General features: G+C 71.5%; 24 protein-coding genes. 17 read left to right on the forward strand and 7 right to left on the reverse strand.

Annotated elements, in window-relative coordinates; all coding sequences use genetic code 11:
- The 6 genes from EF918_RS16900 to EF918_RS16925 all read left to right on the forward strand — a co-directional run.
- Nucleotides 1-1,076: hypothetical protein (locus EF918_RS16900; RefSeq protein ID WP_125646471.1), on the forward strand; the 1,076-nt coding region annotated here is incomplete at its 5' end.
- A gap of 67 nt (nt 1,077-1,143) precedes the next feature.
- The gene (locus EF918_RS16905; RefSeq protein WP_125646473.1) at nt 1,144-1,776 is read left to right on the forward strand and encodes a TlpA disulfide reductase family protein; all 633 of its coding nucleotides are present in this window, start codon (nt 1,144-1,146) and stop codon (nt 1,774-1,776) included.
- Nucleotides 1,773-2,549, forward strand: coding sequence for a cytochrome c biogenesis CcdA family protein (locus EF918_RS16910; RefSeq protein ID WP_125646475.1), 777 nt, complete (start codon nt 1,773-1,775; stop codon nt 2,547-2,549). Before EF918_RS16905 ends, EF918_RS16910 begins: the two co-directional genes overlap by 4 nt.
- A gap of 13 nt (nt 2,550-2,562) precedes the next feature.
- A complete protein-coding gene (locus EF918_RS16915) occupies nt 2,563-4,305 on the forward strand; it encodes a cytochrome c biogenesis protein ResB (protein WP_125646477.1) in 1,743 nt (580 codons plus the stop codon).
- Complete coding sequence (ccsB, locus tag EF918_RS16920) at nt 4,302-5,399, forward strand: c-type cytochrome biogenesis protein CcsB (RefSeq protein WP_125646479.1); 1,098 nt, start codon at nt 4,302-4,304, stop codon at nt 5,397-5,399. The genes EF918_RS16915 and ccsB overlap by 4 nt, the downstream gene beginning before the upstream one ends.
- 67 nt (nt 5,400-5,466) lie before the next feature.
- On the forward strand, nt 5,467-5,898 hold the full coding sequence (locus tag EF918_RS16925; RefSeq protein ID WP_125646481.1) for an SRPBCC domain-containing protein: 432 nt from the start codon (nt 5,467-5,469) through the stop codon (nt 5,896-5,898).
- A 42-nt stretch (nt 5,899-5,940) separates the two neighbouring features.
- Here the strand turns inward: EF918_RS16925 and EF918_RS16930 are convergent, their stop codons facing one another.
- Nucleotides 5,941-6,288 (reverse strand): PLD nuclease N-terminal domain-containing protein, encoded by a 348-nt coding sequence (locus tag EF918_RS16930; protein WP_125646483.1) that lies wholly within the window; start codon nt 6,286-6,288, stop codon nt 5,941-5,943.
- 94 nt (nt 6,289-6,382) lie between these two features.
- Between EF918_RS16930 and EF918_RS16935 the strand changes: the two genes are divergently transcribed.
- From EF918_RS16935 to mqnP, 3 genes are read left to right on the forward strand one after another with little or no spacing between them, the layout of a single operon-like run.
- Nucleotides 6,383-7,840, forward strand: a complete 1,458-nt coding sequence (locus EF918_RS16935) for a menaquinone biosynthesis decarboxylase (protein WP_125646486.1) — start codon at nt 6,383-6,385, stop codon at nt 7,838-7,840.
- Nucleotides 7,841-7,848: 8 nt separating this feature from the next.
- The gene (locus EF918_RS16940) at nt 7,849-8,352 is read left to right on the forward strand and encodes a hypothetical protein (RefSeq protein ID WP_125646512.1); all 504 of its coding nucleotides are present in this window, start codon (nt 7,849-7,851) and stop codon (nt 8,350-8,352) included.
- Nucleotides 8,349-9,278 carry a menaquinone biosynthesis prenyltransferase MqnP gene (gene mqnP / locus EF918_RS16945; protein ID WP_125646488.1) on the forward strand — a complete coding sequence of 310 codons (930 nt, stop codon included), beginning with the start codon at nt 8,349-8,351 and terminating at the stop codon, nt 9,276-9,278. Before EF918_RS16940 ends, mqnP begins: the two co-directional genes overlap by 4 nt.
- A gap of 23 nt (nt 9,279-9,301) precedes the next feature.
- Here the strand turns inward: mqnP and EF918_RS16950 are convergent, their stop codons facing one another.
- A complete protein-coding gene (locus EF918_RS16950; protein ID WP_125646490.1) occupies nt 9,302-9,781 on the reverse strand; it encodes a hypothetical protein in 480 nt (159 codons plus the stop codon).
- A gap of 135 nt (nt 9,782-9,916) precedes the next feature.
- Here EF918_RS16950 and EF918_RS16955 point away from each other — a divergent pair, with 135 nt between their 5' ends.
- A complete protein-coding gene (locus EF918_RS16955) occupies nt 9,917-10,591 on the forward strand; it encodes a UbiX family flavin prenyltransferase (RefSeq protein WP_125646492.1) in 675 nt (224 codons plus the stop codon).
- A 30-nt stretch (nt 10,592-10,621) separates the two neighbouring features.
- Here the strand turns inward: EF918_RS16955 and EF918_RS38215 are convergent, their stop codons facing one another.
- Entirely contained in the window at nt 10,622-10,756 is a 135-nt protein-coding gene (locus tag EF918_RS38215) for a hypothetical protein (protein WP_260610282.1), read from the reverse strand.
- Nucleotides 10,757-10,878: 122 nt separating this feature from the next.
- Between EF918_RS38215 and EF918_RS16960 the strand changes: the two genes are divergently transcribed.
- From EF918_RS16960 to EF918_RS16985, 6 genes are all read left to right on the forward strand, one after another.
- Entirely contained in the window at nt 10,879-11,334 is a 456-nt protein-coding gene (locus EF918_RS16960) for an Lrp/AsnC family transcriptional regulator (protein WP_125646494.1), read from the forward strand.
- Between the two features lie 49 nt (nt 11,335-11,383).
- Nucleotides 11,384-12,547 (forward strand): aminofutalosine synthase MqnE, encoded by a 1,164-nt coding sequence (gene mqnE, locus EF918_RS16965; protein ID WP_125646496.1) that lies wholly within the window; start codon nt 11,384-11,386, stop codon nt 12,545-12,547.
- A gap of 107 nt (nt 12,548-12,654) precedes the next feature.
- Nucleotides 12,655-13,179 (forward strand): GNAT family N-acetyltransferase, encoded by a 525-nt coding sequence (locus tag EF918_RS16970; RefSeq protein WP_125646497.1) that lies wholly within the window; start codon nt 12,655-12,657, stop codon nt 13,177-13,179.
- A 95-nt stretch (nt 13,180-13,274) separates the two neighbouring features.
- Complete coding sequence (locus EF918_RS16975; protein WP_260610279.1) at nt 13,275-13,589, forward strand: DUF4229 domain-containing protein; 315 nt, start codon at nt 13,275-13,277, stop codon at nt 13,587-13,589.
- 383 nt (nt 13,590-13,972) lie between these two features.
- Nucleotides 13,973-15,301 (forward strand): dicarboxylate/amino acid:cation symporter, encoded by a 1,329-nt coding sequence (locus EF918_RS16980; RefSeq protein WP_185921779.1) that lies wholly within the window; start codon nt 13,973-13,975, stop codon nt 15,299-15,301.
- A 218-nt stretch (nt 15,302-15,519) separates the two neighbouring features.
- Nucleotides 15,520-16,113, forward strand: coding sequence for a hypothetical protein (locus EF918_RS16985; RefSeq protein ID WP_125646501.1), 594 nt, complete (start codon nt 15,520-15,522; stop codon nt 16,111-16,113).
- Nucleotides 16,114-16,135: 22 nt separating this feature from the next.
- Here EF918_RS16985 and EF918_RS16990 read toward each other — a convergent pair whose 3' ends face one another.
- From EF918_RS16990 to EF918_RS17000, 3 genes are read right to left on the reverse strand one after another with little or no spacing between them, the layout of a single operon-like run.
- Nucleotides 16,136-16,456: a hypothetical protein gene (locus EF918_RS16990; RefSeq protein WP_125646504.1), complete on the reverse strand. Its 321-nt coding sequence runs from the start codon at nt 16,454-16,456 to the stop codon at nt 16,136-16,138.
- Nucleotides 16,453-17,847 carry a hypothetical protein gene (locus tag EF918_RS16995; RefSeq protein WP_125646506.1) on the reverse strand — a complete coding sequence of 465 codons (1,395 nt, stop codon included), beginning with the start codon at nt 17,845-17,847 and terminating at the stop codon, nt 16,453-16,455. Before EF918_RS16995 ends, EF918_RS16990 begins: the two co-directional genes overlap by 4 nt.
- Nucleotides 17,844-18,287, reverse strand: a complete 444-nt coding sequence (locus tag EF918_RS17000) for a hypothetical protein (RefSeq protein ID WP_260610281.1) — start codon at nt 18,285-18,287, stop codon at nt 17,844-17,846. Before EF918_RS17000 ends, EF918_RS16995 begins: the two co-directional genes overlap by 4 nt.
- A 248-nt stretch (nt 18,288-18,535) precedes the next feature.
- Here EF918_RS17000 and EF918_RS17005 point away from each other — a divergent pair, with 248 nt between their 5' ends.
- A complete protein-coding gene (locus EF918_RS17005) occupies nt 18,536-20,428 on the forward strand; it encodes a long-chain fatty acid--CoA ligase (RefSeq protein ID WP_125646508.1) in 1,893 nt (630 codons plus the stop codon).
- Nucleotides 20,429-20,506: 78 nt separating this feature from the next.
- Here the strand turns inward: EF918_RS17005 and EF918_RS17010 are convergent.
- Nucleotides 20,507-21,559, reverse strand: a 1,053-nt coding sequence (locus EF918_RS17010; RefSeq protein ID WP_125646510.1) for a lipase family protein, incomplete at its 5' end; no start/stop codon positions are given.

Below are 21,559 nucleotides of genomic sequence, written 5' to 3' on the forward strand. Positions count from 1 at the left end.
GGTCCATCGGGGACGGGTCGACCGCCGACACCGGGGCGCAGCCCCGGCAGCCGGCCGAGCCGGAGCGGATGGAGGCGGGGCAGACGCCGCCGCAGTTCGTGGTGTTCAGCTGGGACGGGGCGGGGGAGGTCGGCAACGGGCTGTTCCCGCGGTTCCTGAAGCTCGCCAAGGACCACGGCGCGGCCATGACCTTCTTCCTGTCCGGGATCTATCTGCTGCCCGAGAGCAAGAAGGGGCTGTACCGCCCGCCGAACAATCCGGTCGGGGCCTCCGACATCGGCTACCTCAAGGACGAGAACGTCCGCGCCACCCTGACGTACGTGCGGCAGGCCTGGCTCGACGGGCACGAGATAGGCACCCACTTCAACGGGCACTTCTGTGCGGGCTCCGGATCCGTCGGCAAGTGGTCGCCGGCCGACTGGAGGAGCGAGGCGGACCAGGCCGTGTCCTTCGTCACGAGCTGGCGGACCCACACCGGTTTCACCGACGTCGAGCCGCTGCCCTTCGACTACCGCAAGGAGCTGGTCGGCGGTCGCACGCCCTGTCTGCTCGGGCAGGAGCAGCTGTTGCCCACCGCGCGGGAGCTGGGGTGGCGCTACGACGCCAGCTCGCCCGGGGGGCGGCAGGTGTGGCCGGTGAAGAAGGGGGGCCTGTGGGACCTGCCCCTCCAGGGCATCCCCTTCCCCGGGCACACGTTCGAGGTCCTGTCGATGGACTACAACATCCTCGCCAACCAGTCCAGGAACACCACCCAGGGCGTCCCCGCCAACTACCCGGGCTGGCGCAGCCAGGCCACCGCCGCCTACCTCGGGGGGTTCCGGCGGGCCTACGAGAGCAACCGCGCGCCCCTGTTCATCGGCAACCACTTCGAGCAGTGGAACGGCGGGATATACATGGACGCCGTCGAGGAGGCCCTCAAAGGAATGTCCGGTAAGCCGGATGTGCGGCTTGTGTCCTTCCGGCAGTTCGTGGACTGGCTCGACGCCCAGGACCCCGCCGTCCTCGCCAGGCTCCGCACCCTCGCCCCGGGCCAGGCCCCGTCCGGAGGGTGGCGCACCTTCCTCACCAGCACCTGAGCGGAAGCGGAAGCGTGGCCGTGGGGGGTGCGAAAGATCGTTGAAACGCTCATGCGAAACTTTTCACATGAGCCTTAGCAGCGCCCCCCGCCGCCGCTCGACCAGTGGCCGCGCGATCCTGCTGACCGCGGTGACCCTCGCCGGCGCCCTGACCCTGACGGCGTGCGGCGACTCCGGCAGCGGCAGCAAGTCCGCCAAGAGCTCGGGCGGCGGCTACGTCACCGGCGCGGGCGGCATCTCCACCGTGGCCCGGGCCGAGCGCGTCGAGGCGCCCAAGCTGGACGGTGAGACCGTCGACGGCGGGACGCTCGACACGACCACCCTCAAGGGCAAGGTCGTGGTGCTCAACGTGTGGGGTTCCTGGTGCCCGCCGTGCCGCGCCGAGGCCCCGTACTTCGCCAAGGTCTCCAAGGAGCTGGCCGACGCCGGCAAGGACGTGGCGTTCGTCGGGATCAACACCCGCGACAACAGCAAGCAGTCCGCCACCTCCTTCGAGCAGAACTTCGGGATCACCTACCCGAGCCTGTACGACCCGGACGGCAAGCTGATGCTCCGCTTCCCCAAGGGCACCCTGAACGCGCAGTCCATCCCCTCCACGATCGTGCTCGACAAGCAGGGCCGGATCGCCGCCCGCACGCTGGTCGCCGTCAACGAGGAGCAGCTGCGCAAGATGATCGACCCGCTCCTCGCGGAGCAGTGACGGCCGTGTCCTACCTCGCCGCCGAAGTGACCGGCGTCAACGAGACCGTGCTCGGCGGGGCCCTGCTGCTGGCCCTGCCCATCGCCGTGCTCGCCGGGCTCGTCTCCTTCTTCTCGCCCTGCGTGCTGCCGCTCGTCCCCGGCTACCTCTCCTACGTCACCGGGGTCAGCGGCGCCGACCTGGCCGAGGCCCGGCGCGGGCGGATGCTCGCCGGGGCCGGGCTGTTCGTGCTCGGCTTCACCGCCGTGTTCGTCTCCGGCGGGGCCCTGTTCGGCTACTTCGGCGAGACCCTCCAGGAGAACCGGCGGATCATCTCCCAGGTCCTGGGCGGCCTGGTGATCGTGCTCGGGCTGTTCTTCATGGGGCTGATCCCCGGGCTGACCATGCGCGAGTTCCGCTTCCACAAGCGGCCCACGGCCGGGCTGGTCGGCGCGCCGGTGCTCGGCGTGCTGTTCGGCGTCGGCTGGACCCCCTGCATGGGACCCACCCTGGCCGCCGTCTCCACGCTGTCCCTCAACGAGGCCAGCGCGGGCCGCGGCGCGTTGCTGACCACCGCCTACTGCCTGGGCCTGGGCCTGCCGTTCATCCTCGCGGCCATCGCCTTCCGCAAGGCGCTGGGTGCGTTCGGATGGGTGAAGAAGCACTACGCGTGGGTGATGCGGGTCGGCGGCGGCATGCTCATCGTGACCGGACTGCTGCTCGTCACAGGAACGTGGGACAGCATCGTCCAGGAGATGCAGGGCTGGACCCAGGGCTTCACGGTGGGGATCTGAGGACACAGGACATATGAGTACGACGGACAAGACGACCCCCGCCGACGCCTCCGGGGCCGCGCCCGACGCCGCAGAGGCCGCCCGCGACGACGCCGCGGCCGCGGCGGCCGGCGCCCAGCTGTCGACCGCGCCCGCCGAGGACACCGGCGGCCCGGTCGGCATCGGCGTGCTCGGCTGGCTGCGCTGGTTCTGGCGGCAGCTGACCTCCATGCGGGTCGCGCTGATCCTGCTGTTCCTGCTGTCGCTGGGCGCCATCCCCGGCTCCCTGATCCCGCAGACCCACATCGACCCCATGAAGGTCGAGAAGTGGAAGCAGGCCCACGCGTTCTGGGTGCCGCTGGCGGAGAAGCTCCAGCTCTTCGAGGTCTACGGCTCGGTGTGGTTCTCCGCGATCTACATCCTGCTCTTCGTCTCCCTCATCGGCTGCATCGTCCCGCGCACCTGGCAGTTCGTCGGCCAGCTCACCGGCCGCCCGCCCGGCGCGCCCAAGCGGCTCGACCGGATGCCCGCCTACACCACCTGGCGCACCGAGGCCGCCCCCGACGAGGTGCTGGCCCACGCCCGTACCCTGCTCGGCCGGCGCCGCTTCCGTACCGAGGCCGCGGCCGGCGGTTCGTCCGTCGCCGCCGAGAAGGGCTATCTGCGCGAGGCCGGGAACCTGGTCTTCCACCTGGCCCTGATCGCGATCCTGGTGGCCTTCGCCTGGGGCAAGCTCTACAAGTACGAGGGCGGCAAGCTCGTCCTGCGCGGCAAGGGCTTCTCGAACACGCTCACCCAGTACGACGACTTCAAGCCGGGCTCGCTCTTCGACTCCGACGCGCTGCCGCCGTTCAGCTTCACCCTGGACCGCTTCGACGCCTCCTTCGAGCCGACCGGCCCGCAGCGCGGCACCGCCCGCACCTTCAAGGCCTACGTCACCTACAGCAAGGGCGCCCACGGCACCCCGACCCAGGCCGAGATCGAGGTCAACAAGCCGCTGGAGATCGACGGCTCCAAGGTCTTCCTGCTCGGCCACGGCTACGCCCCGGTGGTCTCGGTGACCGACCCCACCGGCAAGGTGGTCTTCCGGGACGCCGTGCCGATGCTCCCGCAGGACGCGAACCTGACCTCCGCCGGCGCGGTCAAGGTCACCGACGGCTACGTGAACAAGGACGGGGCCAAGGAGCAGCTCGGCTTCTCCGCACTGTTCGTGCCCACCTTCGCCGGCGAGGGCTCGGGCACGATGTTCTCCCAGTTCCCGGAGCTGGCCAATCCGCGGCTCGCGCTCAACGCCTGGCACGGCAGCCTCGGCGTCGACTCCGGCCTGCCGCAGAACGTCTACCAGCTCACCACGTCCAAGATGCAGCAGTTCAAGGACGACTCCGGGCAGCCGTTCAAGCAGCGGCTGGCCCTCGGCGAGGAGATGGTCCTGCCGAACGGCGCGGGCACCGTGAAGTTCGAGGGCATCGAGCGGTGGGCGACGTTCCAGATCTCCGAGCAGCCGGGCAACGGCCTCGCCCTCGGTGGCGCCGTCGGCGCCGTCGTGGGCCTGGCCGGGTCCCTGTTCATCCAGCGCCGCCGCATCTGGGTCCGCGCGGTGGCCGGCCCCGACGGGGTGACCGTCGTGGAGATGGCGGGCCTCGGACGCAGCGAGTCCGCCAAGCTCCCCGAGGAGCTGGCCGACCTCGCGGCCACCTTGAACGAGCAGGCGCCGACCGCGCCCGAGCCCGAGCCTGAGAACGACTCCGAGAAGTCCCGAGAAGGAGAGCGCGGATGACGACGCTCGCTGTGGCAGCCAACGAGAGCCTGGCTGAGATCAGCAATTACCTGATCTATTCGTCGATGGCGGTCTACACGCTCGCCTTCTTCGCGCACATCGCCGAGTGGGTCTTCGGCAGCCGCAGCAAGGTCGGCCGTACGGCCGCCGCGCTGACGGCCGCCACCGGCGCGAAGGCCGCCGCCGGCAAGGCCCCGGCCGTGCAGGTGCGCGGCCAGGGCGGGACGACCGCCGTGCTGGACAAGCCGAAGGTGGTCAGCCGGGCCGCGGCCGGCGCCCGGGACGTGCCGGACGGCCCCGGCGCGGCCGGCGGCAGCGAGAAGGGCGACCTGTACGGGCGGATCGCGGTCTCGCTGACCGTGCTCGGCTTCCTGGTCGAGTTCGCCGGTGTGGCGGCCCGCGCCCTGTCGGTGGAGCGGGCCCCCTGGGGCAACATGTACGAGTTCTCGATCACCTTCTCGACGATGGCGGTCGGCGTGTACCTGGCGCTGCTCGCGCTCGGCAAGAACGTCCGCTGGCTCGGCCTGGTGCTGGTGACCACCGTCCTGCTGGACCTGGGCATCGCCACCAAGTGGCTCTACACCGACAGCGACCAGCTCGTCCCGGCGCTGGACTCGTACTGGCTGTGGATCCACGTCTCCACCGCCATCTTCTGCGGCGCCACGTTCTACATCGGGGCCGCCGGCACCGCCCTGTACCTGTTCCGCGACTCCTACGAGGCCAAGCTCGCGGGCGGCGGCAAGCCGGGCACCTTCGCCACCTCGGTGCTGGAGCGGCTGCCCGCCGCCGCCACGCTGGACAAGTTCGCGTACCGGATCAACGCGGCCGTCTTCCCGCTGTGGACGTTCACGATCATCGCGGGCGCGATCTGGGCGGGCGACGCCTGGGGCCGCTACTGGGACTGGGACCCCAAGGAGGTCTGGTCCTTCGTGACGTGGGTGGCGTACGCCTGCTACCTGCACGCCCGGGCTACCGCCGGCTGGAAGGGCCGCAAGGCCGCCTACCTGGCGCTGTTCGCCTTCGCCTGCTGGATCTGGAACTACTACGGCGTGAACATCCTGCTCAACGGCAAGCACAGCTACGGCGGCGTGTAGGGCCCGCTCGCGGCGCACCCCGGCCCGCCGAGGTGCGCCCCCGCCCGGACGGCGCGACGCTGGTGCCATGCCTACACCGCGGGGCACCAGCGAGCGCCGGGACGGCGACCGCTACCAGCTGCACTTCGAGCCGCACCTGCCGTACGCCTACGAGACGGTCTGGCCGGCCCTGACCACCCCGGAAGGGCTGCGGGGCTGGCTCGCCGAGGCGGAGGTGGAACGGCACCTGGGCGGGGCGGTGACGCTGCGCTGGATCGACGAGCCGGCCACGGCCACGGGCCGGGTCACGGCGTGGGACGTCGAGCGGATCGCCGAGTACACCGTCGACGACGACGACCGGATCCGCTTCCACCTGGACCGCCTCGGTACGGACTCCACCCTGGTCCGCTTCACCGACGACCGGCACGGCTCCGAGCGCGACTGCGCCCACTGCCTGGAGATCTGGCAGGCCCGCTTCGCCCGCCTGGAAGCCACCCTGGCCGCCTCCTCGACACCCTGACCCGTCCGGCCGGGCCGACCGACCGGGCGCCGCTCGGGCCGGTCAGGCGCCGCCCTTGGTGTCGCCCTTGCCGTCGCCCTTGTCCTGGTCCTGGTCCTTGTCCTCGTCGCGCTGGTCGAGGGAGCGCAGGAACTCCGGGTTGTCGTCCGGGGCCACCCACGGGGTGCGGCGCGCCCGGCCGCCGGCGGTCGGGAAACCGCCGCCGGTCAGGGAGCGCTGCTTGCCGGCGAACAGCCACACCACCGGGCCGACGATGGAGAAGAGCAGGATGATGATCACCCAGACCACCTTGGGGAGGTGCTTGACCTCCTCCTCCGGGGTGTTCAGGCAGTCGATGAAGGCGTAGATGGTCAGCGCGATGACCAACAGGAACGGCAGATAGCGCAGCACGGTGTGGGCCTGACCCCCAGAAGCGGTGGCTGCCGGGGCCCCCGTCGGGCCCCGGTGACGCCTCCAGGGTAGTTGGTGGCGGATACTTGCCCCTATGGCTTACGACGATCTCCGCTCGCTGCTCCGGGCTCTGGAGCGGGAGGGCGACCTCAAGCGCATCAAGGCCGAAGTCGACCCGTACCTGGAGATCGGGGAGATCGTCGACAGAGTGAACAAGGCGGGCGGCCCGGCCCTGCTGTTCGAGAACGTCAAGGGCTCGGACATGCCGCTGGCGATGAACGTCTTCGGCACCGACCGCCGCCTGCTGAAGGCGCTGGGCCTGAAGTCGTACGGCGAGATCAGCGACAAGATCGGCGGCCTGCTCAAGCCGGAGCTGCCGCAGGGCTTCGTCGGGGTCCGCGAGGCCTTCGGCAAGCTCGGCTCGATGGTGCACGTCCCGCCGAAGAAGGTGAAGGGCGACTCCGCGCCCGTCCAGGAGGTCGTGCTCACCGGCGACGACGTGGACCTGGACCGGCTGCCGGCGCTGTTCACCTGGCCCAAGGACGGCGGGTCCTTCTTCAACCTCGGGCTGACCCACACCAAGCACCCCGAGACGGGCGTGCGCAACCTCGGCCTGTACCGGCTCCAGCGCCACGACAAGCGCACCATCGGCATGCACTGGCAGATCCACAAGGACAGCCGCAACCACTACGCGGTGGCCGCCGCGCGCGGCGAGCGGCTGCCGGTCGCGATCGCCTTCGGCTGCCCGCCGGCCGTCACCTACGCCTCCACGGCGCCGCTGCCGGGCGACATCGACGAGTACCTGTTCGCCGGGTTCGTGGCGGGCAAGCGGATCGAGATGGTCGACTGCAAGACCGTCCCGCTCCAGGTCCCCGCCCACGCCGAGGTGGTCATCGAGGGCTGGCTGGAGCCCGGGGAGATGCTCCCCGAGGGCCCGTTCGGCGACCACACCGGCTTCTACACCCCGCAGGAGCCGTTCCCGGCGCTGACGATCGACTGCGTGACGATGCGCAGGCGCCCGCTGCTCCAGTCGATCGTGGTCGGCCGCCCGCCGACGGAGGACGGCCCGCTGGGCCGGGCGACGGAACGCTTCTTCCTGCCGCTGCTGAAGATCATCGTCCCGGACATCGTGGACTACCACCTGCCGGAGTCGGGCGGCTTCCACAACTGCGCGATCGTCTCGATCGACAAGAAGTACCCCAAGCACGCGCAGAAGGTCATGCACGCCATCTGGGGCGCGCACATGATGTCGCTGACCAAGCTGATCGTGGTGGTGGACAAGGACTGCGACGTCCACGACCTGCACGAGGTCGCCTGGCGCGCGCTGGGCAACACCGACTACTCCCGCGACCTGACCGTGGTCGAGGGGCCGGTGGACCATCTGGACCACGCGTCGTACCAGCAGTTCTGGGGCGGCAAGGCGGGCATCGACGCCACGAAGAAGCTGCCGGAGGAGGGCTACACCCGCGACGGCGGCTGGCCCGACATGGTCGAGTCCGACCCGGCGACGGCGGCGCTGGTGGACCGGCGCTGGAAGGAGTACGGGCTGTGACGCTTCCCATGGGCGGTCCCGCCCTCTTCATCGGCACCGACGAGGCCTACGTGGCCCTGGTGCGACCCGAGCTGGACCCGGCCGACCCCGGGGTGCGCGCGGCCGCCGAGCAGGCCGGGGTCGCCCCGGAGGAGTTCGTCGGGCCCGGCGGCGTCTGGGCGGTCCTGCTGGAGCAGGACGGCGAGGGCGACGGGTTCGAGCTGCCGGGGGTCCGGGACACCGAGCCGGCGGCGTTCGCCGAGCAGTTGCGGGCCGAGCTCGCCGGGCGCGGCGGCGCACCCGCTGCCTTCACGGTGGACGGCGGCAGCGTGCTGCGGCTGGACGCCCGCCCGGCGGGGGCGGACGCGTACGCGTTCACGGCGTACCTGACCCCGCCGGAGGCCGAGGCCCCGGCGGGCGCGGAGTCGGGGACCGAGGGCGACGCCCCGGCCGCCCTGACGGTGCGGACGGGCCCGGTGCCCGCCGCCGAACTGCTGGCGGACCTGGACGCGTTTCTGGAGACCCTCGGATGATGACGACGGCGGACGGCGTACTGGGCGGGCCCGGCCCGGCGGCGCCGGAATCGGCCGGCAAGGTCAAGGCCTTCCTGCGCCTGGTCATGATCGAGCACTCGGTCTTCGCGCTGCCCTTCGCGTACATCGCCGCGCTGACGGCGATGTACGCGACGGACCGGACGGTGCACTGGGCGGAACTGCTCCTGGTGACTGTCTGCATGGTGGGCCTGCGCACCTTCGCCATGGCGGCGAACCGGATCATCGACCGGGAGATCGACGCGCGCAACCCGCGCACGGCCGGCCGGGAGCTGGTCACCGGCGCGGTCTCGGTCCGTACGGCCTGGACCGGCGCGGGCGTGGCCCTGGCCGTGTTCCTCGGCTCCGCCGCCCTGCTGAACCCCCTCTGCCTGGCCCTGGCCCCGGTGGCGGTCGTGCCGATGGTGGTCTACCCGTACGGCAAGCGGTTCACGAACTTCCCGCACGCCATCCTGGGCCTGGCCCAGGCCATGGGCCCGGTCGGCGCCTGGCTGGCGGTGACCGGCAGCTGGTCGTGGGACGCGGTGATCCTGGGGCTGGCCGTGGGCGTCTGGATCGGCGGCTTCGACCTGATCTTCGCCTGCCAGGACGTGGCGGCCGACCGCGCCGAGGGCGTGAAGTCCGTCCCGGCCCGCTTCGGCGTCCCGGCGGCCCTGTGGGGCGCCCGCGCCTGTCACGCCGTCACCATGGCCCTGCTGGTCTGGTACGCCCTGGCCACGGACGCCGGCGCCCTGTTCTGGGCGGGCCTCGCGATCGTCGCGGTGGCCTTCGTCTACGAACACACCATCGTCCGCCCGCACGACCTGTCCCGCCTGAACCGCGCCTTCTTCACGGTGAACGGTTTCATCGGCATCGCCCTGTTCGTGTGCGCCCTGGCGGACCTGATCCTGCGCGGCCTGACGGCGTAGGCCCCGGGCGCCGCCGGCGCCGGTCACTCCTGGGCGCGGCCCTCTCCCGCCATGAACCGCCAGACCAGGGCGTGGCCGAGGACGATCAGGACGATGAGCATGAGGGCCTCGGCCTGGATCGGGCGCAGGCCCGTACCGCGGACGGCTTCGGGGACGGAGCCGACCACGGCGATCAGGGCGTAGAGCAGTGCGGCGCCCGCCTGCTGCATCCGGACGAAGCGGTCGCCGCGGGCCCGGGCCAGCAGCCGTACGGTGCACACGCAGCCGACCAGCGCGAGGACCACGAAGGCCGCCCGCCAGATCTGCGGTTGGCCGGTGCCGCCGACCTGGGCGAACAGGCCCATCAGGGCGGGCAGCAGGAAGGACAGGTAGACCCCGCCCACCACCCGGCGCAGGGCGGGATCGGCCATCCAGTCCGCATGGCTCTGGACCACGTTCCACCACAGACCGACCAGGGTGAAGCAGGTGGCGGAGAAGAGGGCGTAGAAGGTGCTGACGTCCATGGCAGTCGAGGGTGGCAGCGATCGCGGCCGGGACGGCGGCCCCACGCCCGTGCGGTGGGCCGGGCACGCCGGTCCGGCCCAGGGTCGGCCCCCTTGGCGCGTGCTCGCCCGGTGTGGCCGGATAGTCTCGGAGGTATGACTGACGGCAAGCGCACCCCGTGGGTGGTCGGGGTGTCCGGGGCGTCCGGGACGCCGTACGCGGCTTCGGTGCTCCGTGGGTTGCTGGCGGCCGGGGAGAGTGTCGATCTGGTGGTCAGCCGGGCCTCGCGGCTCACCCTGTTGGACGAGACCGGCATCGCCTTCCGGGACGCGCACTGGCGGGACGACCTCGGGGAGTGGCTGGCGCGGGGGGCCGACGGGAAGCCCGGGACCTTCGCGCGGCCGGACCTCGGCGACGTCCGGTACTGGGGCGCGGGGGACCTGGCGGCCGGGCCCAGCAGCGGTTCGTACCCCGTCAAGGGGATGCTGATCGTGCCGGCGTCCACGGCGTGCGTGGCCGGTGTGGCGCTCGGGCTGTCGAAGGACCTGCTCCAGCGGGCGGCGAGCGTCATGCTCAAGGAGCGGCGCCGGCTGGTGGTCGCGGTGCGGGAGACCCCGCTGAACGGGCAGACGCTGAAGCATCTGGTGACGCTGGACGAGGCGGGCGCCGTGGTGCTGCCCGCCTCGCCGGCGTTCTACGCGGGTGCGACGCACATCCAGGACCTCGTGGACTTCGTCGCCGGGCGGGTGCTGGACGCGGCAGGGGTGCCGCACCGGCTGTACCGCCGTTGGGAGGGGGAGCTGGGCGGCTCACGCCCTCGGGAGAGTTAGCCGACCGTGCTGATCGGCCTGCGTCGGCTACTAGCGCTTCTTGCCGGTCAGCGGCTTGCGCGCCTTGTCGAGGCGCTTGGCGGCGGCGGGCTGGTGGGCACGGGATCGGTTGGCCAGCTCCTGCAGCTGCCGCATGTGGGCGTAGGCCATCTCGATCGTGTACACGGTGAACCACTCCTGAAGATCGTCATTGATCTGTTGAAAGATTCACAGGGTGTTGACCCTGTGCGCCTTCGATTCTATACGTAAACTTGCAGGATCGCCGAATAATGGAAGGCTCCAGGTATATGGACGCGGTGGACAGGCAGCTCATCCAGGCTTTGAGGGAGAACGGACGTGCCTCCTACGCGGAGCTCGGCCGGCTCGTGGGACTCTCGGGCCCCAGCGTCACCGACCGGATCAACCGGCTGGAATCGGCCGGTGTCATCACCGGCTACCGCGCGACGGTCGACTCGGCCTCGCTCGGCCTCGGGGTCACCGCGCTGATCGGGATCTCGCTCTCCGACGCCGCCGACCACGAGGACGTGGCCCGCCGGCTGCGCGACCTCGCCGAGATCGAGGACTGCTGGTTCATCGCCGGCGACGACTCCTACATGCTCAAGGTCCGCGCCAGCGACGTCGACGGCCTGGAGAAGATCATCCGCAAGCTGTCCGGGACCAAGGGCGTCTCCCGTACCCGGACCACGATCGTGCTCTCCACGAAGTGGGAGAACCGGGTCGGGGAACTTCCCGAAGAGCGCTGAGAGTACGGTGGGCAGGGTCGACGGGACATCTAGAGGAGGCGACCGGTACATGGACGCGGGGCTCAAGCGCGAGCTGGAGGAGAAGGTCCGCTCCGGTGAGCGGCTGACCCGTGAGGACGGCATCGCCCTCTACGAGTCGGACGACCTGGCCTGGCTGGGCGGCCTCGCCCACGAGGTGCGCACGCGCAAGAACGGCGACGTCGTGCACTTCAACGTCAACCGCCACCTCAACATGACCAACGTGTGCACCGCCTCGTGCGCGTACTGCTCGTTCCAGCGCAAGCCGGGCGAGAAGGACGCGTACACGATGCGCATCGAGGAAGCCGTCCGGCTGGCCAAGGCCATGGAGAACGAGCACCTCACCGAGCTGCACGTGGTCAACGGCCTGCACCCCAACCTGCCGTGGCGCTACTACCCGCGCTCGCTGCGGGAGCTGAAGAAGGCGCTGCCGGACGTCTCGCTGAAGGCCTTCACCGCCACCGAGATCCACCACTTCGAGACGATCTCGGGGCTGTCGGCCTCGGAGATCCTCGACGAGCTGATCGACGCCGGTCTGGAGTCGCTGACCGGCGGCGGTGCGGAGATCTTCGACTGGGAGGTCCGCCAGCACATCGTCGACCACAAGACCCACTGGGAGGACTGGTCGCGCATCCACCGCCTCGCGCACGAGAAGGGTCTGAAGACCCCGTGCACGATGCTCTACGGGCACATCGAGGAGCCGCGCCACCGCGTGGACCACGTGCTGCGGCTGCGCGAGCTCCAGGACGAGACCGGCGGCTTCCAGGTCTTCATCCCGCTGCGGTACCAGCACGACTTCGTGGACATGAAGGACGGCAAGGTCCGCAACACCCTCCAGGCGCGGACGACGATGGCGACGGGCGCCGAGGCGCTGAAGACCTTCGCGGTCTCCCGCCTGCTGTTCGACAACGTCCCGCACGTGAAGGTGTTCTGGGTGATGCACGGTGTGCAGACCGCCCAGCTCGCGCTCCAGCACGGCGCGGACGACATGGACGGCTCGGTCGTCGAGTACAAGATCACCCACGACGCCGACAACTACGGCACCCCGAACAAGCTCACCCGGGACGACCTCCTGGAGCTGATCCGGGAGGCGGGCTTCCGCCCGGTCGAGCGCAACACCCGCTACGAGGTCATCCGCGAGTACCCGGGCCCGGACCCGGAGCTGCGCGAGGCCCCGCAGCCGATGCGTTTCTGACGCCCCGGAACCGCCGGTTCTGGATGCCGAGGCCCTGGTCCCCGACGGGACCGGGGCCTCGTCGTTTTTCGTTGCCACCGGACGGTCGTAATAGATACTCTCGCTGCATGACCCTTACCTTCACGCTGGACCCGGCCGTCGACCCCGTCCTCCACGAGGGCATCCTCGACCTGTGGACGGACGTCTCCAACGCGGGCGGCGCCGTCGGCTTCGTCCCGCCGGTCGAGCGGGACGACGTACGGCCCCAGCTGATCAAGCAGCTCGCCCAGGTCGCCGACGGCACCACCCGGCTGCTCGTCGGTCACGACGACGAGGGGCGGGTCGCCGCGACCGCCTTCCTCACGCTCAACACCCACCGCCTCATGACCCACTGGCTGTGGGCCTACACGGTGATGGTCCACCCCCGCCACCAGGGCAAGGGCTACGGCCGCGACCTGATGGCCGCCGCCGCGGACGCCGCCCGCACCTTCGACGGCATCGAGGCGATCCGGCTGAACTGCCGCGGCGGCCTCGGCCTCGAACACTTCTACGCCTCCTGCGGCTACAAGGAGGTCGGCCGCGTCCCCGCCGCCATCCGCGTGGCTCCCGGCGACGACCGCGACGACATCTTCATGCTGCTGCCGCTGCACTGACCCGGGCCGGGGCCACCCCCGCCGCGCCCGACGGCGGGGGCGGCGTGCTTCACTGGAGGCGCATCACCGGACGTACCGACAGAGAAGGGGTCACCGTGTCCCAGAAGCCGAGCGCCACGATCCGCTACACCGCGATGCGGCTGGGCATCTTCGTCGGCTGCTTCCTCGCCGTCTGGGGGCTGGTGCGGCTGCGTCTCGTGCCGGCCGGGCTCGGCGACGCCAACCTCGCGTGGGTCGTGCTGCTGGCCCTGGTGCTGTCCGCGCCGCTGTCCTTCGTGCTGCTGCGCAAGCAGCGCGAGGAGATGTCCGCGCAGATCGCGGGCAAGGTCGAGCAGGCCAGGACGCGGCTCGCCGAGAACCGCGGCCAGGAGGACGCGGCCGACGACGCCGCGCGTGCCGCCCACTCCTGACGCCCGCTGCCGACGCGGTCGCCGTCTGGTTCGTCACACTTCCCGGGGCCCCGGGACAGGACTCCCCGTCCTGTCCCGGGGCTTCGGCGTTTCCGGCCCTGGCGCTACCCAAAGATCTCCTTTGAGGATCTCAAAGGATCGGTGTTAACGTACTCCGCATGTTGACTGTTGAAGCGCTTCTGACTGCCCCGGGCGCCCTGCTCGTGGCGCGCCTCCATGTCGACCTCTGCCGCCGTGTGTCCGCGGCCTGTTGCTGTCCGTAACAGCTTCGCGCGTTCAGCAGCGGTCCGGGCCGGGCACATTCCTGGCTGCCGCACCGCACCACCCCGCAGAAACGTCCCTGCTTCCCCCGTGCCCCCGTGCGCCGTTCCCGGAGTGTGTCCGTGTCCACATCCACGTCCGCCGAGACCCCCAAGGCCTCGTTCAAGTTCCCCTTCTGGGCGCAGATCGTCACCGGTCTCGTGCTCGGTGTGCTCCTCGGCTGGCTGGCCCGCAGCCAGGACATCAGCTGGCTGCACACCACCCTGGAGAAGGTCGGCGACATCTTCGTCCAGCTGCTGAAGCTGGCCGTCGCCCCGCTCGTCTTCTTCGCGATCCTGGTGTCCATCACCAACCTGCGCAAGGTCAACAACGCCGCCCGGCTGGCCTCCCGCACCCTGCTGTGGTTCATGATCACCTCGCTGATCGCGGTGACCATCGGCCTCGGCCTCGGCCTGCTGACCGACCCCGGCGCCGGCACCGGCCTGACCCCGGCCGACGGCAAGCTGCCCAAGCGCCAGGGCTCCTGGATCGACTTCCTGACCGGCATCGTGCCCCACGACGTCATCACGCCGTTCACCGAGCTGAACGTGCTGCAGATCGTCTTCATGGCCGCCGTCGCCGGTATCGCCGCCCTCCAGCTCGGTGACAAGGCCCAGCCGCTGCTGACCCTGTCCCAGTCCGTCCTGGAGCTGCTGCAGAAGGCCCTGTGGTGGGTCATCCGGCTCGCCCCGCTGGGCACCGTCGGCCTCATCGGCACCGCCATCGGCACCTACGGCTGGGACCTGCTCGGCAAGTACGCGACCTTCACCGCCGACGTCTACATCGGCTGCGCCCTGGTCCTGTTCGGCGTCTACCCGGTGCTCCTCGCCACCGTCGCCAAGGTCAACCCGCTGCAGTTCTTCAAGGGCGCCTGGCCCGCCATCCAGCTCGCCTTCGTCTCCCGCTCCTCGGTCGGCACCATGCCGGTCACCCAGAAGGTCACCGAGCGCCTCGGCGTCCCGAAGGAGTACGCGTCCTTCGCCGTGCCGTTCGGCGCGACCACCAAGATGGACGGCTGCGCCGCGATCTACCCGGCGCTCGCCGCGATCTTCATCGCCCAGATCTTCGACGTCCAGCTGGGCATCAAGGACTACCTGCTGATCGCCTTCGTCTCCGTCGTCGGCTCCGCCGCCACCGCCGGTCTGACGGGCGCCACGGTCATGCTGACCCTGACCCTGTCCACGCTGGGCCTGCCGCTGGAGGGCGTCGGCCTGCTGATGGCGATCGACCCGATCCTGGACATGATGCGCACCGCCACCAACGTCGCCGGCCAGTCCCTGGTCCCGGTCCTGGTCGCGGCCCGCGAGGGCATCCTCGACAAGGTTGCCTACGCCTCCGCGTCGGCCTCCCCGCTGGACGAGTCCGAGCCCCGCGGCACCGAGACCGAGGTGGCCGTCCCGGTCGCCGCCTGACCCGACGCCGTACCCGCCGCCCCGCGCGGCGCCGTCCGTACGGACTCCACCGCGGCCCCCGTCCCCACCCGGGACGGGGGCCGCGGCCGTGCGCACGCGGTGCGGCCCGCCTCCGTTCGACACCCCAGGGGGTGCGGGGGAGCATGGGAAGGAGCGGGCGCCGCCCTCGTCCGCCCGGTTGTCGCCGGCGAGGCGCGGCCCGACGAGGGAGTTGAGCCATGCATCCACGCACCCACCGCACCCCCCGGACCCCCGGTACCCCCCGCGGCCGCCGTGCCCGACGGGCCGTCATCGCCTCGTGCCTGGTGTCCTCGGTCGCCCTGGGCGGCGCCGTCCTGCTGACGGGCCCCGCCACCGCGGCGGTCCCCGGCGCCAGTTGCACCGTGACGCCCTCGGCGAACGGCACCTCCGTCACCATCACCGGAGAGGGCTTCACCGCCCCGCGCAACCTGAACGACGGGGAGACCACAGAGCCGCTCAACATCGATGCGAACGGGAACTTCAAGGTCACGCGCTTCCAGAAGAACGTGGACTACACCGTCCTCGCGGTCGAGGAGGACCAGCCGTTCGTCTTCGTCAACTGCAAGCGGGTCGGCAGCCAGCAGCCCGACCAGAACCAACAGCCCCCGCAGAACCGGCGCGGTGACTACCGGCAGGGCTACCGGGACGGGTTCGCGGCGGGCAAGGCGTTCGCCCGGCAGGAGTGCGCCACCGAGGCGCAGCCGGACAAGAGCCGGCCCCACTCGGACGCCTACTGGAACGGCTGGAAGCAGGGCGCCCACCGCGCCTTCGTGACCTCGTGCACCGACTGACGGCCGCGGCCGTCGCGGCCGTCTAGTGGAGGGTCCAGGCCCGGACGAAGGCGATCGCGCCGAGGACCAGGGGCGGGGCGAACCACCAGGGGCCCATCGCCCGCCGTACCGACGGGATCGCCGTGACGGCCAGTCCCAGCAGGCTCAGGGCGATCGCGCAGATGCAGGCCATGGTGATGCCCGCGTAGCCCTGGTCGTCCCACTCGCCCTGGGGGGCGAAGGCGACGGCCGAGTACACGCAGAACGCGTTCAGCAGGTGGACGAGGGTCAACGGCACGCCCAGGACCCACCGCAGGCATCCCCGGTCCTCGGGCAGGTCGATGCTGTCGTGGTCGTACGTCATCGCAGGGAGTCCTTCACCTGGCCGAGGTTGCTGCCGAACCGCTCACCGTACTGCTGGGCCTTGGTCGTCTCCCAGTAGGGTCCGCCGTTGTAGCGGGCGGCGAGCTCCTTCATCTGTGCCTCCGTCATCTGCTCCGCCGGTACGTCGGCGAAGCCGCTCTCGGCCTTGAGCTGCGCGAGGTAGCCGGCCGCGATGAAGGCGTTCTGCTTCGGGTCCTGGAGGGCGTCCTCGATCAGGTTGCGCTGGCCCTCGGTCAGGTGCTGCGGGTCGTAGCCGAGCACCTCGGCGCCGCGCCGCAGCTGGATCGCGATCGGGCCGAAGGAGGTCTCGTCCGGCCGGCCGCCCGCGCGGTCGGGGAGGTTCTCCGGGATGATCGGGCTCAGCGGTGAATCGGCCTGCTGGCGCACGGTGTCGGTGATGTCGTCCCAGAAGCCCTGCTGTCCGGCGATCTCCTGCCAGGCGATGCCGGCGACCACCTCGACGGGCAGCCCGGCGTGCGCGGCGGCCGCCTTGAGGACCTCCTTGTTGTGGGAGATCCACGAGGCCTTCTCGCGGTCCGAGGACGGCGGGTCCCAGTACTGGTCGTCCGCCTCCGGCAGGCCCGCCACCCGCATCTGGATGTCCCGCAGCGCCGGCGAGACCGGCTCCCTGCCGAGGGGGCCGTCCATGTCCCGCTTCGGGCCGCTGCCCGGCAGGTGGGTCAGCGGGTTCTGCCGCGCCTCCGCGCCCTCGCGGCGCAGGTCGGCCATGGCCGCGTAGAGGTCCACCTTCGAGGAGTCGCCCTTGAGCCTGAACTCGGGCAGCAGCTGGTAGGCCTGGCCGAGCAGGTGCAGGCAGGTGGCGCGGGCCTCCGACTCCGTGGTCCTCGCCCGGTCGAAGCTGCCGCCGCAGCTGTCGTGCAGGCTGTCGGCCCGGTCGCGGATGTCGTCCACGTCCATGGTCAGCTCGGCGAAGAAGTCCAGGACGCCGGTGGTCGCCCGCATGTCCTCCCACTGCCGCATCGGCTCGGCCTGCTGCGCGGTGCGGGTGATGGCGGTGCCCTTGGTGTGGATGAGGTCGGCGAGCTGCTGCTCGGTGCGCCTGCCCGCCGAGTAGTGCGACCTGGCGGTGGTCAGCGCCTGGGAGTAGGCGTGCAGGGCGCTCGCCGCCTTGCCGAAGCCCTCGGCCATCTGCTCGGCCAGCTTGCGCGCCTCGGCGAGCCGGGAGGTGTACGCGCCGCTGTGCTCGCTGTGCCACTCGGTGCCGGTCTCGGCGCGCCGGGCCGGGGTGCCGATCTCGGTGAGCAGGTCGCGCAGCCGCTTGAACTCCTGCGCGTTGCGCTCGACCAGGGCCGGGTTGCACTCGGCGAGGAACTCCACGTCCTTGCGGTAGCTCAGGCCGTCGCCGCTCATTTGTCCTCCGGCTTCACGTAACTGCCGTACTCCAGCAGCTCGTCCAGGAACGTCCGGGCGTTGTCGTCGTCGACCCGGGCGAAGTCGGTGCCGGCCGACTTCAGCTTCGTGGCCAGCGCCGCGAACAGGGCCACGGTGTCCAGGTACTGGTCGTGGGCGAACCGGGCGAAGGCCTGGGTCTTCGCGCCCACCTCGGTGTGGGCGCGCGGGGCCCGGGCCATGGTGGCCGCGTCGCCGTCGGGGCGGCCCTCGTGGAGCAGGGCGGCGATCTCGATGAGGAGGTTGGCGTTGCCGTTGATGGACGCCGTGTGGGCGACGAGGCTGCCCCTGTCCCCCGAAGGGGAGCCGGAGCCGGCCGAGTCGAGGCGCATGGCCGGCTCCTGCTGGAGCCGGGCGTGGGCGGCGGCCTTGAAGCCCGCCCAGTCCGCGTCGAAGGACATGTGCAGTTCCGTGTTCCTGTTTCTCCGGTCGGCGGCGGTGATCGACAACGTAACTTCTGCCGCCGACAAGGATGTTCACGCAGGTCACAGCCGTACGGTTCCGTGCGCACCGTGCACGGGCGGTGTGCAGGGGCTGTGCAGGGGGGTGGTCAGGGCGCACGGCCGGCCTTAAATTACCGGCGGTAACCAGGCCGATCGCCCAGCCGCACGCACGTGACGAGCCACCCCGCACAGCCGAGGAGTTGCCCGTGGAGCCCGCCCGTACCCCGTCCGCCGCCGCCCCGCAGGGGGCCGCCGCACCCGGCCCGGTCCCGCCCCGTACCACGGTCGTCGACGGTGTCGTCCGCGAGGCCGAGGTGCCCCCGCTCGTCGCACCGCCGCTCCAGGGATCCCTGGGCGACATCCCGTTCGACAACGCCCGCGAGGCGCCCGACGCGGTCGTCCTCGGCCGCAAGCAGCGCGACGGGAGCTGGCGGGACGTCACCGCGGCCGAGTTCGCCGCCGAGGTGCTCGCGGTGGCCAAGGGCCTGATGGCCGAGGGGCTGCGGCCCGGCGACCGGCTGGCCATCATGGCCCGGACGACGTACGAGTGGACCCTGCTGGACTTCGCGGCCTGGGCCGCCGCCCTGGTCACCGTGCCCCTCTACCCGACCTCCTCCGCCGTCCAGGCCCGCTGGATCCTGCACGACTCCGGCGCGGTGGCCTGTGCCGTCGAGGACACCGCGCAGGCCCGGCTGATCAGCGGCGAACGGGCCGCACTGCCCGGGCTCACGCATTTGTGGGAGTTCGACACCGGGGCCGTCGCCCGTCTGGTCAAGGCCGGCGAGCACATTCCGGACGCGCTCGTGCACGAACGCCGCGCCCTGTGCTCGCCCGACACCATCGCCACCCTCGTCTACACCTCCGGCACCACCGGCCGGCCCAAGGGCTGCGTGCTGACCCACGGCAACTTCTTCGCCGAGGTGGACAACGCCGTCGAGCTGCTGCACCCGGTGTTCCGGGCCGCCACCGACGAGCCCGCCGCCACGCTCCTGTTCCTGCCGCTGTCCCACGTCTTCGGCCGGATGGTCGCCATCGGCTGCCTGCGCGCCCGGGTGCGGCTGGGCCACGCGCCCAGCATCGCGGGCGAGGACCTCCTCGCGGACCTGGCCGGGTTCCGGCCGACCTTCCTGCTGGCCATCCCGTACGTCCTGGAGAAGGTCTACAACACCGCCCGCGCCACCGCCGAAAGGATGGGGCGCGCCTCCTCCTTCGACCGGGCGGCCCGGATCGCCCGGAGCGTCGGCGCCACCGCGCAGGGCAAGCTGCCCGGCCTCGGGCTGCGCGCCGCCCGCGCCCTGTACGACCCGCTGGTCTACCGCCGTATCCGGACCGCCCTCGGCGGCCGGGTCCGCTATGTGATCAGCGGCGGCTCCCCGCTGGGCGAGCGCCTGGCCGCCTTCTACACCGGCGCCGGCATCGAGGTCTTCGAGGGGTACGGCCTCACCGAGACCAGCGGCGCCAGCACGGTCACCCCGCCGCAGCGGCCCCGCCTGGGCACGGTCGGCTGGCCGCTGCCGGGCACCGCGGTGCGGATCGCCGACGACGGGGAGGTGCTGCTGCGCGGCCGGCACGTCTTCGCCGGCTACTGGAACACCCCCGACGCCGTCCGGCCCGGCCAGTGGTTGGCCACGGGCGACCTCGGCGCGCTCGACGCCGAGGGCTACCTCACCATCACCGGCCGCAAGAAGGACGTGATCATCACCTCGGGCGGCAAGAACGTGGCCCCGGCCCCGCTGGAGGACTGGCTGCGCGCCCACCCGCTGGTCGGCCAGTGCCTGGTCCTCGGCGACAACCGGCCCTACATCACCGCGCTGATCACCCTGGAGCCGGAGGGCCTCGCGCACTGGCGGCGGATGCGCAAGAAGGAGGGCGTGCCGCTGCGGGAGCTGGTCCGCGACGAGGAGCTGCTGCTCGACATCCAGCGGGCGGTGGACGAGGCCAACGAGCTCGTCTCGCGCGCCGAGTCCATCCGCCGCTTCACCGTCCTGCCGCACGACTTCACCGAGGCCCGCGGCCACCTGACCCCCTCGCTGAAGCTGCGCCGGGCCGCGATCGTCCGCGACCACGAGCGGGAGATCGAGGACCTGTACCGCAAGTGAGCCACCGGCGGGTCAGGGTGGGGCGGGGCGGGGTGCGGCAGGGCGGGGCGGGCCCCCGCCCTGCCGCGCCGGCCGCGGTCAGCAGGTGCCGTGGGCGGCCCGGCCGGCGAACCGGTCGGCCAGCCACTCCTGGGCGGCGTACGCCTCGGTGATCACCCCGCTGACGTGCTCACCGACCCAGATCGTCGACCACTGCACGTCCGCGCCGCGCGCGCACCAGTCCGCGCGCAGGGACCGCCCGACCGCGTACGGGATCAGCTCGTCGCCGAGGGCGTGGTACTGGTACACCGGGGCGGCGGGCGCGGTCCGGCCCAGCTTCGACTGGTTCAGCCGGGCCTGCCACTCGGGCCGCTCCAACGGGTCGGTGGTGGTCAGGTCGGAGATCCTCTTGAACGAGCCCACGGTGGCGTCGACGGCGACGCAGTTCTGCCGGAAGAAGTCGACCAGGGCCTTGCCCTGCGGGTTGAGGTAGGAGTCGAGCTTCAGTTCCGGGAAGGCCGCGTCCTGCCCGGCCGCCGCCATGAACACCAGGCCCGAGCCGTAGGAGCCGTCGTTGAAGGCGGCCACCCGCTGGAGGTCGGCCGGGACCCCGCCGGTGGCGGTGCCCTTGACCTTGAGCTCGGGCGCGTAGGAGCCCTGGAGCTCGGCGGCCCAGCTGGAGGCCTGGCCGCCCTGCGAGTAGCCCATGATGCCCACCGGGCCGTCCGTGGACAGCCCGGCCTCCGGCAGCCGCTGCGCGGCCCGGGCGGCGTCGAGCACGGCGTGGCCGGCGGACGGGCCGACGGTGTACGTGTGCGTGCCGGGGGTCCCGAGCCCTTCGTAGTCGGTGACCACGACGGCCCAGCCGCGCCAGGTGAGCTGCTGGATCAGATTGGCCTCCAGGCCGGTCCCGTGGGGGAAGTTGGCGCTCGGCGCGCACGCGTCGCCGAGCCCGACGGTCCCCACGGCGTACGTGATCAGCGGCCGGGGGCCGGTGCGGCCGTCCTGGGGGACGATCACGGTGCCGGAGACGACGTTCGGCGCGCCGTCGGCGGTGGTCGACCGGTAGTGGATCTTCCAGGCCTTGGTGGCGGTGGGCTGCCCGGGCAGCCCACCGCCACCAAGGCCTGGAAGATCCACTACCGGTCGACC

It is taken from the genome of Streptomyces sp. WAC06614 (assembly GCF_003949795.1).
GTDB lineage: Bacteria > Actinomycetota > Actinomycetes > Streptomycetales > Streptomycetaceae > Streptomyces.

What these genes read in the sequence shown, in the direction of transcription:
- EF918_RS16905 (WP_125646473.1), top strand. Translation starts at nt 1,144, where the DNA reads ATGAGCCTTAGCAGCGCCCCCCGCCGCCGCTCGACCAGTGGCCGCGCG.
- EF918_RS16915 (WP_125646477.1), top strand. Translation starts at nt 2,563, where the DNA reads ATGAGTACGACGGACAAGACGACCCCCGCCGACGCCTCCGGGGCCGCG.
- ccsB (WP_125646479.1), top strand. Translation starts at nt 4,302, where the DNA reads ATGACGACGCTCGCTGTGGCAGCCAACGAGAGCCTGGCTGAGATCAGC.
- EF918_RS16925 (WP_125646481.1), top strand. Translation starts at nt 5,467, where the DNA reads ATGCCTACACCGCGGGGCACCAGCGAGCGCCGGGACGGCGACCGCTAC.
- EF918_RS16935 (WP_125646486.1), top strand. Translation starts at nt 6,383, where the DNA reads ATGGCTTACGACGATCTCCGCTCGCTGCTCCGGGCTCTGGAGCGGGAG.
- EF918_RS16940 (WP_125646512.1), top strand. Translation starts at nt 7,849, where the DNA reads ATGGGCGGTCCCGCCCTCTTCATCGGCACCGACGAGGCCTACGTGGCC.
- mqnP (WP_125646488.1), top strand. Translation starts at nt 8,349, where the DNA reads ATGATGACGACGGCGGACGGCGTACTGGGCGGGCCCGGCCCGGCGGCG.
- EF918_RS16950 (WP_125646490.1), bottom strand. Translation starts at nt 9,781, where the DNA reads ATGGACGTCAGCACCTTCTACGCCCTCTTCTCCGCCACCTGCTTCACC.
- EF918_RS16955 (WP_125646492.1), top strand. Translation starts at nt 9,917, where the DNA reads ATGACTGACGGCAAGCGCACCCCGTGGGTGGTCGGGGTGTCCGGGGCG.
- EF918_RS16960 (WP_125646494.1), top strand. Translation starts at nt 10,879, where the DNA reads ATGGACGCGGTGGACAGGCAGCTCATCCAGGCTTTGAGGGAGAACGGA.
- mqnE (WP_125646496.1), top strand. Translation starts at nt 11,384, where the DNA reads ATGGACGCGGGGCTCAAGCGCGAGCTGGAGGAGAAGGTCCGCTCCGGT.
- EF918_RS16970 (WP_125646497.1), top strand. Translation starts at nt 12,655, where the DNA reads ATGACCCTTACCTTCACGCTGGACCCGGCCGTCGACCCCGTCCTCCAC.
- EF918_RS16985 (WP_125646501.1), top strand. Translation starts at nt 15,520, where the DNA reads ATGCATCCACGCACCCACCGCACCCCCCGGACCCCCGGTACCCCCCGC.
- EF918_RS16990 (WP_125646504.1), bottom strand. Translation starts at nt 16,456, where the DNA reads ATGACGTACGACCACGACAGCATCGACCTGCCCGAGGACCGGGGATGC.
- EF918_RS16995 (WP_125646506.1), bottom strand. Translation starts at nt 17,847, where the DNA reads ATGAGCGGCGACGGCCTGAGCTACCGCAAGGACGTGGAGTTCCTCGCC.
- EF918_RS17000 (WP_260610281.1), bottom strand. Translation starts at nt 18,287, where the DNA reads ATGTCCTTCGACGCGGACTGGGCGGGCTTCAAGGCCGCCGCCCACGCC.